Annotated in this window: 16 protein-coding genes; 10 read left to right on the top strand and 6 right to left on the bottom strand. The window is 51.6% G+C overall.

Going from position 1 to position 15,019, the window contains the following annotated elements:
- Positions 1–336 precede the first annotated feature (336 nt).
- From IQ256_RS24940 to IQ256_RS24930, 3 genes are all read left to right on the top strand, one after another.
- Positions 337–768, top strand: coding sequence for a hypothetical protein (locus IQ256_RS24940; RefSeq protein ID WP_193858396.1), 432 nt, complete (start codon positions 337–339; stop codon positions 766–768).
- A gap of 238 nt (positions 769–1,006) precedes the next feature.
- On the top strand, positions 1,007–2,347 hold the full coding sequence (locus tag IQ256_RS24935) for an LCP family protein (RefSeq protein WP_193858395.1): 1,341 nt from the start codon (positions 1,007–1,009) through the stop codon (positions 2,345–2,347).
- Between the two features lies 1 nt (position 2,348).
- Positions 2,349–2,921: a plasmid pRiA4b ORF-3 family protein gene (locus IQ256_RS24930; RefSeq protein ID WP_193858394.1), complete on the top strand. Its 573-nt coding sequence runs from the start codon at positions 2,349–2,351 to the stop codon at positions 2,919–2,921.
- On the opposite strand, the gene IQ256_RS24925 is transcribed toward IQ256_RS24930, so the two are convergent.
- The 4 genes from IQ256_RS24925 to IQ256_RS24910 all read right to left on the bottom strand — a co-directional run bounded on the left by IQ256_RS24925 (position 2,884) and on the right by IQ256_RS24910 (position 7,118).
- Positions 2,884–3,624, bottom strand: coding sequence for a hypothetical protein (locus tag IQ256_RS24925; protein WP_193858393.1), 741 nt, complete (start codon positions 3,622–3,624; stop codon positions 2,884–2,886). The genes IQ256_RS24930 and IQ256_RS24925 overlap by 38 nt on opposite strands.
- The gene (locus IQ256_RS24920; RefSeq protein ID WP_193858392.1) at positions 3,621–4,973 is read right to left on the bottom strand and encodes a glycoside hydrolase family 10 protein; all 1,353 of its coding nucleotides are present in this window, start codon (positions 4,971–4,973) and stop codon (positions 3,621–3,623) included. Before IQ256_RS24920 ends, IQ256_RS24925 begins: the two co-directional genes overlap by 4 nt.
- Before the next feature lie 116 nt (positions 4,974–5,089).
- Complete coding sequence (locus IQ256_RS24915; protein ID WP_193858391.1) at positions 5,090–5,908, bottom strand: Uma2 family endonuclease; 819 nt, start codon at positions 5,906–5,908, stop codon at positions 5,090–5,092.
- A 97-nt stretch (positions 5,909–6,005) separates the two neighbouring features.
- The gene (locus IQ256_RS24910; protein ID WP_193858390.1) at positions 6,006–7,118 is read right to left on the bottom strand and encodes an NAD(P)/FAD-dependent oxidoreductase; all 1,113 of its coding nucleotides are present in this window, start codon (positions 7,116–7,118) and stop codon (positions 6,006–6,008) included.
- Between the two features lie 39 nt (positions 7,119–7,157).
- Between IQ256_RS24910 and IQ256_RS24905 the strand changes: the two genes are divergently transcribed.
- From IQ256_RS24905 to IQ256_RS24895, 3 genes are read left to right on the top strand one after another with little or no spacing between them, the layout of a single operon-like run.
- Positions 7,158–8,042 (top strand): YaaW family protein, encoded by an 885-nt coding sequence (locus IQ256_RS24905; RefSeq protein ID WP_228025249.1) that lies wholly within the window; start codon positions 7,158–7,160, stop codon positions 8,040–8,042.
- A gap of 21 nt (positions 8,043–8,063) precedes the next feature.
- Positions 8,064–8,552 carry a J domain-containing protein gene (locus IQ256_RS24900; protein ID WP_228025248.1) on the top strand — a complete coding sequence of 163 codons (489 nt, stop codon included), beginning with the start codon at positions 8,064–8,066 and terminating at the stop codon, positions 8,550–8,552.
- 39 nt (positions 8,553–8,591) lie between these two features.
- Complete coding sequence (locus IQ256_RS24895) at positions 8,592–8,852, top strand: DUF3143 domain-containing protein (protein WP_193858389.1); 261 nt, start codon at positions 8,592–8,594, stop codon at positions 8,850–8,852.
- A 48-nt stretch (positions 8,853–8,900) separates the two neighbouring features.
- Here IQ256_RS24895 and IQ256_RS24890 read toward each other — a convergent pair whose 3' ends face one another.
- Positions 8,901–9,332 (bottom strand): thiol-disulfide oxidoreductase DCC family protein, encoded by a 432-nt coding sequence (locus IQ256_RS24890; RefSeq protein WP_193858388.1) that lies wholly within the window; start codon positions 9,330–9,332, stop codon positions 8,901–8,903.
- 376 nt (positions 9,333–9,708) lie between these two features.
- On the opposite strand from IQ256_RS24890, the gene IQ256_RS24885 reads away from it, so the two are divergent.
- From IQ256_RS24885 to pstB, 4 genes are all read left to right on the top strand, one after another.
- Positions 9,709–10,725, top strand: a complete 1,017-nt coding sequence (locus IQ256_RS24885) for a PstS family phosphate ABC transporter substrate-binding protein (protein WP_193858387.1) — start codon at positions 9,709–9,711, stop codon at positions 10,723–10,725.
- Positions 10,726–10,820: 95 nt separating this feature from the next.
- Positions 10,821–11,756 carry a phosphate ABC transporter permease subunit PstC gene (pstC, locus tag IQ256_RS24880; protein ID WP_193858386.1) on the top strand — a complete coding sequence of 312 codons (936 nt, stop codon included), beginning with the start codon at positions 10,821–10,823 and terminating at the stop codon, positions 11,754–11,756.
- A gap of 92 nt (positions 11,757–11,848) precedes the next feature.
- On the top strand, positions 11,849–12,778 hold the full coding sequence (gene pstA / locus IQ256_RS24875; protein ID WP_193858385.1) for a phosphate ABC transporter permease PstA: 930 nt from the start codon (positions 11,849–11,851) through the stop codon (positions 12,776–12,778).
- 107 nt (positions 12,779–12,885) lie between these two features.
- The gene (gene pstB / locus IQ256_RS24870) at positions 12,886–13,710 is read left to right on the top strand and encodes a phosphate ABC transporter ATP-binding protein PstB (RefSeq protein WP_193858384.1); all 825 of its coding nucleotides are present in this window, start codon (positions 12,886–12,888) and stop codon (positions 13,708–13,710) included.
- A 100-nt stretch (positions 13,711–13,810) separates the two neighbouring features.
- On the opposite strand, the gene IQ256_RS24865 is transcribed toward pstB, so the two are convergent.
- On the bottom strand, positions 13,811–15,019 hold a 1,209-nt coding region (locus IQ256_RS24865), incomplete at its 5' end, for a DUF445 domain-containing protein (RefSeq protein WP_228025247.1).

The following is a 15,019-nucleotide window of genomic DNA, read 5'->3' as shown; positions in this document are numbered from 1 at the left end:
CCTCCGAGGGAGGGGATCTACCTCAGGCGACGATCAGTTAGTGAATTACTTAACTCGAACTGACGTTAACCTAGCGACATCTTAGTCTCACCGCGATTCCTGGTACCGCACTAGGATCAACTTGGTAAAGCAGTTTGCTAAATGTACTCAGCAGACTGCTTTAGCTTTGTTCAATAAAGAAATATCTCTGTAGAAGTCGATATTAATAGACCTCTTCGCAGCGCTGTTACTTCCTTCGGGTTCTGGGATTCATAAGCCTATCCATCTTTATAACGACAATTCTTGATGTGTTTATGTCGTTATGAGCGGAAGTATCAACGTTGCTCAACGCACTCTATGGCTCCTTCGATCCAAAGGTCACAGCTTCACAGATCACAGCTTCAAAAGCTGCGGCTATATCTCCATTTGGTACCCGTCTTTGGCGTCATGCTTTCTTTATGGTCGCTTTACGGAAAATCAACTTTAGCTGTTGAAGAACCAGAAGGGGCTACCGAGAAGATGACCGAGGAGGCGTTTGACGCGGCATCGGTTAGGTCGGTAAGTCGGCTATCGGTGATACTGGGGCTGAGCTGCGTTGGCGCGATCGCCTGTCTGAATATAGGTGCTCATGCCCAGACCAGCCAAATTAACCACCTGCGTTTTCTGCTGACCAGCAGCTTTGTCGGCTCCGGCTACTTTCTACTCAGCCTCACCTTGATGTTTCGTATCGCCAAGGATCAGTCCGTTCGTCTCCCTGGCCTTAGTCAGCTTAGCCGCCGACTGCCCTAGCGCTTTTGCCGCGTTTGAACTAGCCCAAACGTTCATCCGGTCGCAACACCATCCAAATTTCGTAGATCGTCAGATTTCAGCTAACCTATTCCCTAACGCAGCTACCCAATCTTTCTTTCGTCCTCTCGGCCATTGTGCAAACCACGCCTAACATTTCACACTGAGGTTCATCTTGTCGTTCATGAACTTTGTGCCCAAAAAGAAGTTGTCAAACCAGTCAGGGTCATACAAACCAAAAATGCCTAAAAAGCAATTTCGACTGCCTCGTTGGGTGGGTATCAGCGTCCTACTAGGTGGGGTGACTAGTTTTTCTATGGTGGCAGGCGCACTGCTAGCGATTTCGCTTGAGACCACGCCCCTTCAGCAAAGCGATCTCTCAGCGGAAGAAGCGGCTATTTTTACCAGTGATGACCCGATCGCAACGGGTAGCAATCTACGGTTGCCGCGCCTCACCCGCCCGGTCAACATATTGCTGCTAGGCATCAAGGTTACCAGCTCTGATCTTAATGACTACGACGCTATTTACGAAGATGGCTACGACGCTTTAGTCAATTCTTTTGAGGGCTTGTCAGATACGATGCTGCTGCTGCGGTTTGACCCTAGCAATGAAAGCGTATCGGTACTGTCGGTTCCCCGCGATACTCGCACGAATGTTAATGGGGCCGTCACCAAAATCAATGAGGCTAATCGCCAGGGTGGGCCAGCACTTAGCGCTCAGTCTGTGAGTGAACTGCTGGGCGGCGTCAGTATTGATCGCTATGTGCGGATCAATGTGCAGGGCGTCGAAAAGCTGATTGACGCTATCGGCGGCGTTGAGGTCAATGTGCCTAAGGATATGAAGTATCAAGATGACAGTCAGCACCTCTATATCAACCTCAAGGCAGGCAAACAGCGATTAGACGGCGATCAGGCACTGCAGTTCTTGCGGTTTCGCTATGACGACAATGGCGATATTGGCCGGGTGCAAAGGCAGCAACTATTCATGCGATCGCTTGCCCAGCAAGCCCTCAATCCCACAACCATCGCCCGTCTGCCTAAAATCCTCTCTGTCATTCAGTCCAACGTAGATACCAACCTTTCAGTCGAAGAGCTAGTTGCCCTCGTCGGCTACGGTGCCCAGACCGATCGAGCCAACGTTCAAATGCTAATGCTGCCCGGTAGCTTTAGCAGCTACGACGACTACGACCTCAGCTACTGGATTCCAAATTACTCAGAAATCGATGTCTTGGCCGACCAGTACTTTGGCCTGTCCAACACCTACAGCATCTCAGAGCAGATCGATCCGTCTTATCTACGAATCGCCATCCAAGACGGCACCTATGATGACGTGGCTGTGCAGTCGCTAGCCGATAATCTGTACGATACTGGCTATATGAACGTAGCGATCGCCCGCTCATTGCGATCGCCCCTCAGCACAACGAAGATCGTCGCCCAGCGCGGCGATGTGGCCAGCGCCAGAGCTATTCAGCAGTTTCTAGGCGTGGGTGAAGTTTGGGTAGAAAGCACAGGCGATCTCAATTCAGACATCACCATTCAGCTCGGTGAAGACTGGCTCAGCGAACACGGCGAGGCCCTCTAAAGTGCAAGGCAAAGTGCAAGACGACAAAGTGCCAGCAGGGGCAATAGTGAGTCAAACAGCAGCCTATCAGCTCAAAATCACCCTAGCCGATAGTGAGCCAGGAATTTGGCGGCGCGTGATTGTTGCCTCAAAAACAACGCTAGCCGAGCTACACAGAACTATTCAGCAGACGATGGGCTGGGAGGATCTGCATGCCTATCAGTTTCGTCTGGGGATAGATCAAAAGCATCTACTCGATCCCGTAGAAACCTTGGCCAAAGTATTCGCTAGTGACACAGCCCCTAACCAGCCGCTGTACTATAACTACGATGCCAAAAGCGGCTGGCTGCACCGGATAGAACTAGAAACACTAGCAGCAGATGCGCCGCAGGAATTATCTGCCTTGCCTATTTGCATCGGCGGTGAGTCAGCCTGTCCACCAGAAGGATCAGGCGGCGTTTGGGGCTACGACGAACTCCTGGCCAGATTAGAAGACATAGAAGATCCAGACTATCTAGAGCTAATCGATCGCTATGGCAGCTTTGATCCAGATGCCTTCAAGGTTTCTGAAGCGAATGCTCGGTTATCTTCGTAGCCGCCAGTTTTCTGTGGCTGTCAATCTTCTTAGTCCCCGATGCCTTTTCAGCCGGGGTCGCTCTTAGCAGCAACACTATTCCTAGTCCAGACAGCGCCGCGATCGCCCCCCAAGCCACCGCTAAACCAACCACTTCGCTCACAAACAGACCGCTGCTCATCCGCAGGCCGCCGCCGATTACCCAGCCCAGTGCGATCGCCACCGCCCAGATCATCCCGCTGATCGGCACCCACCGCCACGCCATCACCACCTGTCGTCGCATCGCCAGCCACTGTCCCATCCCTAGGCCCAGGCCAACATAGGCCCCCTGCAGAAGGCCAAATCCACCTCGCAGCGGCAGACTCAGCGTAGCCGGAGCCATCCAGCCCAGCGCACCGATATGAAACAGCATCAGCGCTGCCCAGCTGATCAAGCTCGCCATTAGCCACCGATAGGCACCCGGCATATAGGGCCGCAGCACCAGAGACTGCGCCAGTCCTACTAGCCCCCCGCCAATTACCCCTTCACCGAGAGATAGATCGATCCGTTCACCGACTTCTACAAACAGCAAACTACTCAGAAAAGCAAACCAGGTCAGCCCCGTCCAACTCAGCCACAGCGTTAGCTCATCGCCCTTCAGCGCCGCTCTTTGTTTGACAGCCCTTCTTTCGAGCGATCGCCGCTCTGCTGACCATCTTTCTACCACCCACTTACCCACAGTCATATCGTGTCTGCCTCCTGAAGTAGCTCACGAAAATTCTGTCGGCGCTGCTGAGGCGACTCTGGTGTAAAGTAGCTCCACAGCGTATCCCAATAGAAAAACGACACGCCAGAAAAATGGTGGTCTCGGCTGCTAACCACCTGCGCTTTGATCTGCTCAAAGGCAATCGGACTGCTCCAAGTGCCCGTAAGGATGCCAATGCTGACGGGGATGCGATCGCGCACAGACTGCAGCGTGTTTTTAGCCAGCTCTGCGGCAAACTGGTTTAGATCATTCCGATAGACCTGCACTACCAGCTCGTCTAGCCATTCATTTTCCACCCAGGTTCCCCAATCCTGCGCGTAGTACTCATACGCATAGCTCGCTGGATTAGGCGAGAGCGAAAACACACAGCTCGGACAGGTTTCTTTCACCCGCTCGTGCAAAATTTTCACAAAACTGCTAAGCTTGCCAGCTCGCCAGCGCAGCCAGTCCTGATCGGCAAAGTCCACAGGTGGTAGCTGACCGCCGTGCTCTGCGCCATACAGGGCAACGGTGAACGCATCATAGCCAAACTCCACTGGCAAACTGAAATGATCGTCAAACTGAATGCCGTCTACGCCGTAGTTACTCACTACCTCGTCCACTAGATCTAGAATCAGAGCCTGCACGCTGGGATGTAGCGGATTTAGCCAACCTAGCTCTGTTGGCGCACCGCTCTTTAGCAGTCGGTTGAGCCCTCTCGTTCTAGCAGCGGCATCGTCGGGTTCTGCCGTTTCTCCAACCAATCCACCCGCCAAAGCATCTTCGCCTAGTCGCAGCGTGCCATTCTCCCTAGCCGTCAGCCAGTCGGGATGCGCTTTTGCTAGCCGCGACTGCAATGGCACCATAAAGCCGTATTCAAACCAAGGAATCACCCGCATTCCCTTTTGATGTCCGCGCCTGACCATTTCCGCCAGCGGATCTTCTTGAGGATGCAGCAGCCCCACCAACGGCGAAATATCTCGCTGCGTAATCTCTTTAATTCTGTCGCTGTGATAGAAGGTCTGTCCCCGATTCCAAACCACCGGATAGACCGTGTTGAACTGCATGTCCGCTAGCTGCTCAATCGTTCTGGCAATTCCCCACGGCGTGAATAAAACGCTGCTAGCCACGTTAGTGATCCACACCCCTCGCACTTCTGAGTCTAGCGGCGACGACTCCAATGCCGTTAGCTGGGCACTGCGTAGAGACTGGCCGTCAGTAGGGGATATGAGTGACGCTCGTAGCGGCCCTATTGCCAAGGCGATCGCCAGTACCGCTACGCAGAAAATTCCTGTGCGTTTGATCAAAGAGAGAAGCGATCGCACCCACACCGATCTATCAGTTCGCATGAAATTCAGCTTGCATGAAATCTAGCAAAAAAGGCATTGTCACCTATTTCAAACGCAAAAGCACGATTTCTGGCAAATCATTCCTAAAAGCTTAAGCCTTCATCGTTGGCGGTCTACTAGATTTCATCAGGATCAACGCCTAGCTCTCTTAGCTTTTGGGCCAAACGCTCAGCCCTCAAACTTTCCTGCTCAGCTCTCAAACTTTCCTGCTCAGCTCTCAAACTTTCCTGCTCAGCTCGCTCTTCACCAGAGGGCATCATCTGCCCATGCCGATCCCACCAGCGAAGCCAAGACTGCTCGTCTGGCAATATGTACCGGCCTCTCCACACGCCTAGCTCTACGCCTAAGGAGCCAATCTCATATCGACCGCGAGCATTTGGCTCCAGCCTTTGGTATGTCATGTCTGACAGACGATAGACCTCTAGGTTGGCCGTCTTAATTTCGTAGATAGCGTAATAAGGGATGCGAATCACCGTCTCATACACCCAGAACTTTCCGGGTTTTGTGAGCTTACCGCTATCTGTCCTTAATAGCGGCGTTCGATCTCTTTCTTCGCTGCCGTTGCCACTAGCAAACTCTAGCGCGATCAGCGGCGGGATGTACTCTTGCCACATCACGTAAGAGCGGCGAATTTTACCGTCCAAAAGCGGCGGCACATCAGGGACATAAAACCAATCGGGGGCTTCTGCCCCTTTCTCAGGTGGATCGGCTTGCCGCCAGTAGATGCCACAGTCTTGACCGATAGCGTAGTTTCCATTTGGGTGACGCCGATCGAGCAAGGGCTGAATCGAACTAGTCAACAGCATACTCTGGGGATGCTCTTGAAAGTTTTTCACAAATGTCCCGTCTGATTCAGGGAGCTGTGTGTGATCGGGTAAAGGCCCTTCGGGAAGGTCACGGGGAAACTCTGTAGATTGAACGGCTGCATCTGCCATAGCGGTGAGGTATATCGGATGGACGTTTCGCTTGTGCGCTTCGGTATCTCGTCTTTTGTTCGTCGCTCTTCTGTGTGTTGGTCTTCTGTTTAAGTGACTAGTCTTTGTCTAAATTATAGGAGACCTTTCTTTGCAGAGCTTCGGCCATTGCCAGCCCCGATAGATAGGCGGCTTCGATATGGCGTGAGTTAGAAGAATTAGGTGAAGCAGCCGCAGGTGACGAACACCAATCACCGCCGGCCACTAAGGAGGGGGTGAGCGCTACGAATGGTTCTAAATAGGCTCTTCTGACTTGGGCGTAGCGCCATCGGTGAATTTGAAACCATTCGGGTTGAGCTATCCAAGCGCAAAATTTACGGGCGTTGGCTCGCAGCAAAACGGAAGCGGCTGGCTGTAGGTCACTAGTGTCGATATAGCGTTGTGCAAAGGCAGGTTTGCTGTGGATGACGATGACTGTCTCTACCGGATTGTCTCTTTTGCTGCTATCGAGCGCTGCCCAGTCGGTTGAGCTACCGGCAATATCAGTGACCATCCAGCCGTTGGGATCGAGCTTGCCCATGTCTGTTTGGCTGCCGTACCCAGCGATTACTGTTAGGCACGGATCGTATTCGGCTGTCCTAAGCTTGTTCAAGCTATCGGATAGCGACGTGATCTCGTAGGTATTTTCTAGACGGGCTTCAAGTAGGTCTGCGGCCTGAGAGGCGGGAATGGCGATCGCACACCGCTGCGCCATCACGACTTTTTGATCTTCGCATTCAATTCGCCAACCATTGCCGTCCGGCGTCAGTGCGATCGCTCGGTGGTCGCTCAGCAGGGTCTCATCTGGAATTAAACCACTCGCTAGGTGTTTGGCAACTGCGCTCATGCCGGCTTCGACGGCGTAGACTCTCTGGCTTTCTATCGGCACTAGCACATCGTTTTTGTGCAGTTCATAAGCGCTGACGTTCCATGGCCGCAGCACATTGGCAGCGATTAGTTCATCTGTCAAAGGCTGTAAGGCCGCTGCGGGCTGCCAGTATCGCAATCCGTGATCTACGCGGACTAGCTGGTGGGCTCGTCCATAGTCTTGAGTCTCTACTCGCCGCGTCGCCATGCGCCCGCCTAGCCCGCGTGATTTGTCTAGCACGCAGACCGTTAAGCCCGCTGCCTTGAGCTGCCGCGCACAGGTTAGCCCAGTCAAGCCCGCTCCGATAATGGCTACATCCCACATAATTCACCAACCTCTTATACTTAAAGTAAAGTAAAAAGCATGTTAGAGACACAGCAGGCGAAGCGAGTGGATGAATTAAGAAGCGGCCTAGAGCTGGCCACCGACGATGAACTACATGCCATCGCTCAACTGCTCTTTCAGCCTAAGTTCAACCCGTTAGATTATCTGTATACGCCGCAGCTAGCAGATGTCACCAAGCGCGATCGCCTAGCTCAGATCGCCCTGCTCGAACATCGCTTTCGCTATCTCGCTGCTGATGGCCTAACCGTTTTGCAAAATCGGACTCAGCAAGTCAGCTACCGACAGGCGTTGCTACAGGTATGTCGCTATCTGAAGATGCGTCGCTACGACAATTTGCCCACCGCAGATCTAGAGTCTGAAGTTTTTCTAGTCTTGTTAGAAAAAACCTGGCAGCAGCTACCACCAAGCGAGCAGCAGAAAGTTACTCAAGATCTACATAAGGCAATTGTTAACACCACAGAATTTGAGCGCCTGCCAGACACCCTCCAAAAAAATCCGCTAGCGCTATTTGCCAAAGGCGGCGGTGCCCTAGCACTTAGCACCCTAGTTCGTCCTTGGCTACTAAAGCAAATTGCTCGGCAGTTTGCTCTGCATCTAGCTCGCTACCAAATCGCCAAGCAGACGCTGGTCAAAGGTGGCCTCAGTGCCGCTGCCCAGGTGCAGTCACGAGCCGCTGCCCATCTTGCTACTCGTAGCATGGTCACGACCTCAGCGCGCTACGGTGCGACTAGAGGGCTACTCTCCTTCCTAGGACCAGCGCTTTGGACCTGGTTTCTCGCTGATCTAGGCTGGCGAGCAGTTGCTACCAACTATGGCCGGGTAATTCCAGTTGTATTTGCGATCGCCCAGATCCGGCTGACTCGCACCCACTACAATCCGACCTACGACCTTGCCCAAGCCTAGAAAACGCCCTGATTCCAAGCAATGTCAGACCCAAATTCAGTCCCCAATTCAGGTCCCAGTTCAGCTCCCAAGCCTTTGCCGCCTCGCTCTTACTACGATCTCCTTGGACTGCGCCCCAACGCCTCTGTCCAAGAAATTCGCCGGGCCTACCGCGACTTAAGCAAGCTCTACCACCCCGATACGACCGAGTTAGAAAGCGCGATCGCCACCCGCAAGTTTCAGGCACTCAACGAAGCCTACGCCGTCCTCAGCAGCCCCGAAAAGCGCCTTGGCTATGACTATAAGATTGGCTACTCTCGTCTCTCTGTAATGCGACCCCTTAGTGCCAACGCGCCTGGTGGTCCTCCGCCAAAGTCTTACGATCCTACGGCCAGCGCCTACCTAGATCCGACCGATCGCCCCCTCTCAGCTGGTGAGCTCTTTGCCCTCTTCATTCTCGGCGTCACCTTCATCGGCTGTCTGATCCTAGTCTTCACTATCGGCTTGACTCAGAGCAACTCAGCGCTCTAACTTCATCATTCATCGTTCATCATTCATATTTTCTACTCAATGCCTCCTGCTACTGCCCCTCTCTACAACCATCCCCTGCCCGATATCGAAACCTGGCTGACTACGCAGGGCTGCCACCGCGATAGCGATAATATCAGCCAGTGGCGGTTCTCGAGTACCGGCTGGACTGCGGAACTGCTTCTAGATGCTGACTCGATAGTGGTCTACTACGCTACCAGTGACGGCAAAACAGTTCAGCGCAGTTTCAAATATTCTCTTAGCCGCAGCGACTTGGAGAAAGTAATTTTCTCAGGGCCATAGCTTTAGAGTCGTAGATTTTAGAGCCGCAAGTTTCACAGCTATAGATTTCTACTTCGAGAAGTATTGCTCACAGGCGTCATCGACGCATGCCGCATAGTCATTAGAAGTATAGATCGTCTCTCTTTTGCCAAAAAGCCGATAGCGGTTGTCCCTGACAAACTCGTAGGTGCGATCGCCGCCTAGCTTCAGACCCGGTAGCGATCGATAAGCCCGCACAAACACATCTCCCATTGGCAGCAAGCGCCCAATCTCCTCAGCCGCGTCGCTGCCTTGCCAGCGCTGAGATGTCGACTTTCCTGTATTGGGTGCGATCAGTATCATCCCCAGCTCACAGTCAGCCGCTGTCACATCAAAGCTCGCTAGCGCCTTTTCATCCTGCATAGGCACATAGCTAAACTGCTGACCGCGATCTAATTTTTCTAATAGCTGTACTAGCGTCACACACAGATTACAGTTGCCGTCATAGATCACAACGTACATAGCAAGCCTCTTAAGAGCAGGGTGAATAGCTATCTGGAAGCGGGCCCATAGACGTGAACCGGGCTAAATAAACGCTTGAAGAAAAAGTGCCTTGGGATACATAGAAGAATGACAAAGATGTAATTCTTGAGGCGCTATTCCTTAACCTACCCTTTACTTTCTGTCGATAGCTTTCAGTCAAAATGCGACTGTGTATCTGCTTAACGATCGTAAACCATTGGTCACACCGCCAATACGCACCGACCCCCGTACCAGGCATTTATCAATCGGTTCAATACCGAGCTCAATATCAACTCGGTATCGGCATTGAGCCAGCATCGATATCAACATCAACCAGTATCAGAAATCAATCAGTATCAAAGGAGTAACAGGTTCCATGCAACGTCTTACCCAGAAGAATTCCGCCTCACGTCCAGCCCGCTTTGCTTATTCTCTTTCTATTCTAGCGCTGAGCGTTAGCCTTGCTGCCTGTGGTGGAACAGCTACTACAGAAGAGCCCGCCGCTGATGCAGGTTCAGGCGTTTCTGGAGACATTCAAATCGATGGCTCTAGCACCGTATTCCCCATCTCCGAGGCGATGGCAGAGGAATTTCAAATCGCTAACCCCGATACTCGCGTGACCGTAGGGGTTTCTGGCTCTGGCGGTGGCTTTAAAAAGTTCTGTGCGGGCGAAACCGATATCTCAAACGCTTCTCGTCCGATCAAAGAAGAAGAGGTTGCACTCTGTGATGAAGCTGGCATCGAATTTATCGAAGTGCCCATTGCTTATGACGGTATCACGCTAGTAACTAACCCCGAAAATGACTGGGCTCAGTGCTTGACAGTTGATCAGCTAAACGCTATGTGGTCCCCCGAGGCAGAGGGCTCTGTCGAGAACTGGAATCAGGTCGATCCTTCTTTTCCTGACGAGCCTCTAGAGCTGTTTGGCCCAGGTACTGACTCAGGCACTTTTGACTACTTTACTGATGAGGTCAACGGTGAAGAAGGCGCTAGCCGTGGCGACTATACCGCTAGTGAAGATGACAATGTGATCGTCACTGGCGTTGAGTCTACTAGCGGTGGCTTAGGCTACTTTGGCTACGCCTACTACGAAGAGAACCAAGATCAGCTCAAGTCTATCGAGGTCGAGAACGAAGCGGGCGAATGCATAGCCCCTTCTCGTGAGACAATTGCAGATGGTTCTTATAACCCCATGTCTCGTCCCTTGTACTTCTACGTGAAGAAAGAGGCTTACGACACCAAACCTCAAGTTAAGGCGTTTGTTGACTATCAGCTAAGCACTGAAAACGGCGAGCTAGTCCAAGAAGCTGGCTACATCACACTGCCTGATGACGCACTAGCTCAAGCTAAGTCACGGGTAGAAGAGGGTAAGTTGGGTAAAGATCCTATCTAGACTTTCTGATTTGATGAGGGATAGTTGGACAGAGAGCTACTCTATTCCAACTATCCATTTTTTGTTGCAGTTAACGTAGCCCTGAGGTTTCTTCAATGACGGCAGATGTAACAGGCGATATCGCACCCGGTAGCTGGAATCCGAAGCGCGATCGCGCCAAAATGGTTCAGATCATTGTCAAGATCATCTTCGGCGCATTTGCCGCTATCTCAATATTCACGACTATTGGCATCCTCGGGACCCTCATCTTTGAGACGATTGCCTTCTTTCAAGAGGTTTCAATTATTCGGTTTTTGACCGAAACCCGCTGGACACCGCTGTTTGCAAGTAAGCAGTTTGGCATCTTCGTACTGATTAGTGCCACCGTTATGATTGCGGTAATTTCTGTTTTAGTGGCACTGCCACTAGGCTTACTCTCTGCTGTCTGCCTAAGTGAATATGCAACGCCTAGAGTACGAAAAATCCTTAAGCCGATCTTAGAGATTTTGGCTGGGGTTCCTACCGTGGTGTATGGCTACTTCGCGCTTTTAACGGTGACGCCTTTCTTGCAGACATTCTTGCCTAACTTGCAAGGCTTCAACGCGCTTAGCGCTGGCTTAGTACTAGGCGTTATGATCACGCCGCTAGTAGCTTCTCTCAGTGAGGATGCCCTTTACTCGGTTCCCCGCAGCCTCAAAGATGGAGCCTACGCGCTCGGTGCCACCAAGCGAGAGACGGTTGTTTCAGTTATTCTGCCAGCGGCGGTCTCGGGGATTGTTTCTTCTTTGATCCTAGCGATATCAAGGGCGGTGGGTGAAACCATGATCGTAACGCTCGCAGCGGGCGCGAACCCCACACTAGGATTCAATCCTTTCGTTCCTGTGATGACAATGACAGCTTTCATCGTGCAGATCACCGCTGGCGATGCACCTCATGGAACAACGGCTTACAAGACTCTTTTTGCTGTCGGGATGACTTTGTTCTTAATGACCTTTGCGCTGAACATCTTCAGCTTCTGGTTTGTTCGCCGCTTCCGAGAGAAGTACGACTAAAGATCATCTAGAAAAGCGGAACCTAGAGACCGCAAGAGAAGAGAAAAAAGAGAACAAAATCACCCTACAGACGCAGAGCTAAAGTTGTTGAAATGGAAAGAAACATCTCCTCTCGCCCCCCAGAAAACGCGCCGAAAGCCGCCCGAGAAAGTAACTTCGCAGTTAATCTTAACAGGCGCTACATGATGGATCGGATATTCAAGGCCGCAGCCTGGGGCGCGACGATTATATCGGTTATTATCCTATCCTGGTTGTTGCTGACTATCTTGATGGATGGCCTAGGCACACTCAACTGGAATTTTATAACTAGCTTTCCTTCTCGAAAAGCTGAGAGGGCAGGTATCATTGCCGCTTTGGCAGGCACTGTCTGGCTGATGGGATTAGTGGCGCTCTTTGCATTCCCAATTGGTGTAGGCGCTGGTATTTATTTAGAAGAGTTCGCTGAAGACAACTGGTTCACTCAGTTTGTAGAGATCAACATTGGCAACCTAGCGGGTGTGCCTTCTATCATCTACGGACTGCTGGGCCTAGCTGTTTTTGTCAGAATTATGGAGCCGATCACCGGAGGCCGCAGCGTACTGTCTGGTTCCCTCACAATTTCTCTGCTGATCTTACCGATTGTGATTGTGGCCACTCGGGAAGCTTTGCGGGCCATTCCTGACAGCCTGCGCCTAGCGGGCTATGCCCTGGGTGCGACCCGCTGGCAGGTCGTTCGCAGTCATGTGCTACCAGCAGCGCTGCCCGGTATTCTCACTGGTATGATTTTGGCACTCTCTCGGGCAATCGGAGAAACAGCTTCACTAATTGCGGTGGGTGCAGCCGTCTTTATCTCCTTCTTGCCAGAGGGTCTTAACAGCCAATTTACGGCGATGCCTATTCAGATATACAACTGGATTAGCCGCCCTCAAGACGAGTTTCACTACATCGCAGCCTCTGGCATCATCGTGCTGATGGCCGCTTTGCTGGTAATGAATGGACTGGCGATCTACCTACGTAACCGCTTCCAGCAAGAGAAACTTTAGATCGAGTTTCATATTTTCAACCTGCTTATTTTCACCTGCTCTTGTCTGTGAGCTCTGGTCTCAACACTCTATCTCTTTAACTACTGTCTCTTATTCCGGTTCTTATTATGGCTTCGCCTACTCCTTCTAGTTCGATCTCAGCTGTTGCCGAGTCTAAAAGCATCGCCCTCAAAGCTGAAAAGGTTTCGGTTTACTACGGCAGCAATCTAGCGGTCAAAGATGTCTACCTCGATATTCCTGAGCATGAGATCGTTGCATTCATCGGGCCTTCTGGCTGTGGCAAGAGTACAATCCTGCGCTGTTTCAACCGCATGAATGACCTCATTCCCATCGCCAAAGTCGAGGGTCGAATTCTATTCGATGGCGAGGAAATCAGCGGTAAGCGAGTCGATCCGGTAGAGCTACGTCGCCGGGTAGGCATGGTGTTCCAAAAGCCTAATCCTTTCCCTAAGTCTATCTATGACAACATCACTTTTGGGGCCAAGATCAATGGCTATCAGGGTGACTACGATGAGCTAGTAGAGCGCTCTTTGCGGGGTGCGGCGCTGTGGGATGAGGTGAAAGACAAGCTGAAAGAAAGCGGGTTAGGGCTCTCTGGGGGGCAGCAGCAGCGGCTTTGTATTGCACGCGCGATCGCCATCGAACCCGAAGTCATCTTGATGGACGAACCCTGTTCAGCGCTTGACCCCATCTCGACGATCAAAGTAGAAGAGCTAATGCACGATCTGAAGTCGAAGTACACCATTGTGATTGTGACGCACAATATGCAGCAAGCTTCTCGCGTGTCCGACCGCACGGCCTTTTTCAACGCGATCGCCACCGACAAAGGCGGCAAAATGGGCTATCTCGTAGAGTATGACAAGACCGAAGCTATCTTCAGCAACCCGAAAGAAGAATACACTCGCGACTATGTATCTGGTCGCTTTGGCTGAGCCATGACGCTAGGCCATGACGCTAGTTAAGCCCCTAGTCAATTGAACGGAGATACTTTTTGGAGGTGCGAGTGCTTGCACCTCTTTTGCTTTACCGCTTCTACCGCTGTAAAAACAAAAATCCTGCCTGAAAGCTACCAATCACAAATCCAAGAATGCCGCCCAGATTTACAATCGCCTGCAGCTCACTACGCACGATACCTTGAATTGCCCCTTCTAACTCCTTGGGCGAGGTTGCATTCACTCGGTCAATAATCACCTGATCGATATTGAGAATTGGAATAATCTGCATCACGATAGATTCCAAATCCCTTTCTAGGTAACGCTCTAGTATCAGCGCCAGCTCTTGGCTGACCAAGCCCAAGGAACTGGTCATTACTTCAGAAGATTGCAGTCGGTTTAGCAATTGAAGCGCCAGATTTTCCCAATTAATCGATGTACTTAGCGACTGCAAAAGATCAGCGCCGTTCTCTTTGAGGTAGGTCTTGATAGTTTGCCTTAGGGTTCGTCTTAGCTGCCTGACGGTGGCTACTGGAAGTTCTTGTAAAGAAAACTGCTGAAGCCATCTTTGCAGTCTAACTTTGACACCCAGCGCGGCTGTGAGTTCGGCAATTCGGGTGTTGCTCTTTTCAGGTTCTTCGACGCAGACTGCCCGCAGCCGAGTAAGTGCATTACGCACGCCAAAGATATTGGCCACCACCCAATAGGTGCCGCTGGTCTTGGCGCGCAGCGTTTCATCAATTACTTGAATATTGTAGTCAGTCAGAAAGTCTACTAGTAGCTGACGAACTCTATCAGGTGGGAGGACGCCATTGACCATCCAGTCAGACACCTGGGCAGCTTGCGCTTCTGCGAGCTGAAAGTCGAGTAGAACCTGGTCAAAAATTTGGTTGATTTGTGCTTCTAGAAAGTCGTCGCGCCGAGACCAGACGCGCAATAGTCTAGGTAAAGACTGCCCCACCATGTCTTGCAGGATATTGCCGACAATTTTGGCAGTCTTAGTTTGGGTGTTGCCCTGTACCTGCTCTAGCGCTAGCTGCAATAGCCAGTAGATCGCTTTTTCGGTTCTTTCTGTCTGCAGCAGACGACGGGCAAGTCGCTGTAGTTCTTCTGGGGTGAGGAGCGATCGCATGATCACATCCGACACCTTCTTTGCCAACCGCTGCTGATTACTCGGAATTAGACCTGGCGTAAACGGCAGCCGCTTGCCCAAAAAATACTTTGCCCCGTAGGGACGAAACAGCATTTTGATGGCAATATCGTTTGTGAAATAGCCAATCACTCCGCCTAGCACTGGCGGCAATAACAC

Origin of the sequence: cf. Phormidesmis sp. LEGE 11477 (genome assembly GCF_015207105.1) — a bacterium.
In the GTDB taxonomy this organism is placed as follows: Bacteria; Cyanobacteriota; Cyanobacteriia; order Phormidesmidales; family Phormidesmidaceae; genus Phormidesmis.
Note: the sequence above shows the minus strand (reverse complement) of the source record. Positions and strands in the feature narration are given on the sequence as shown.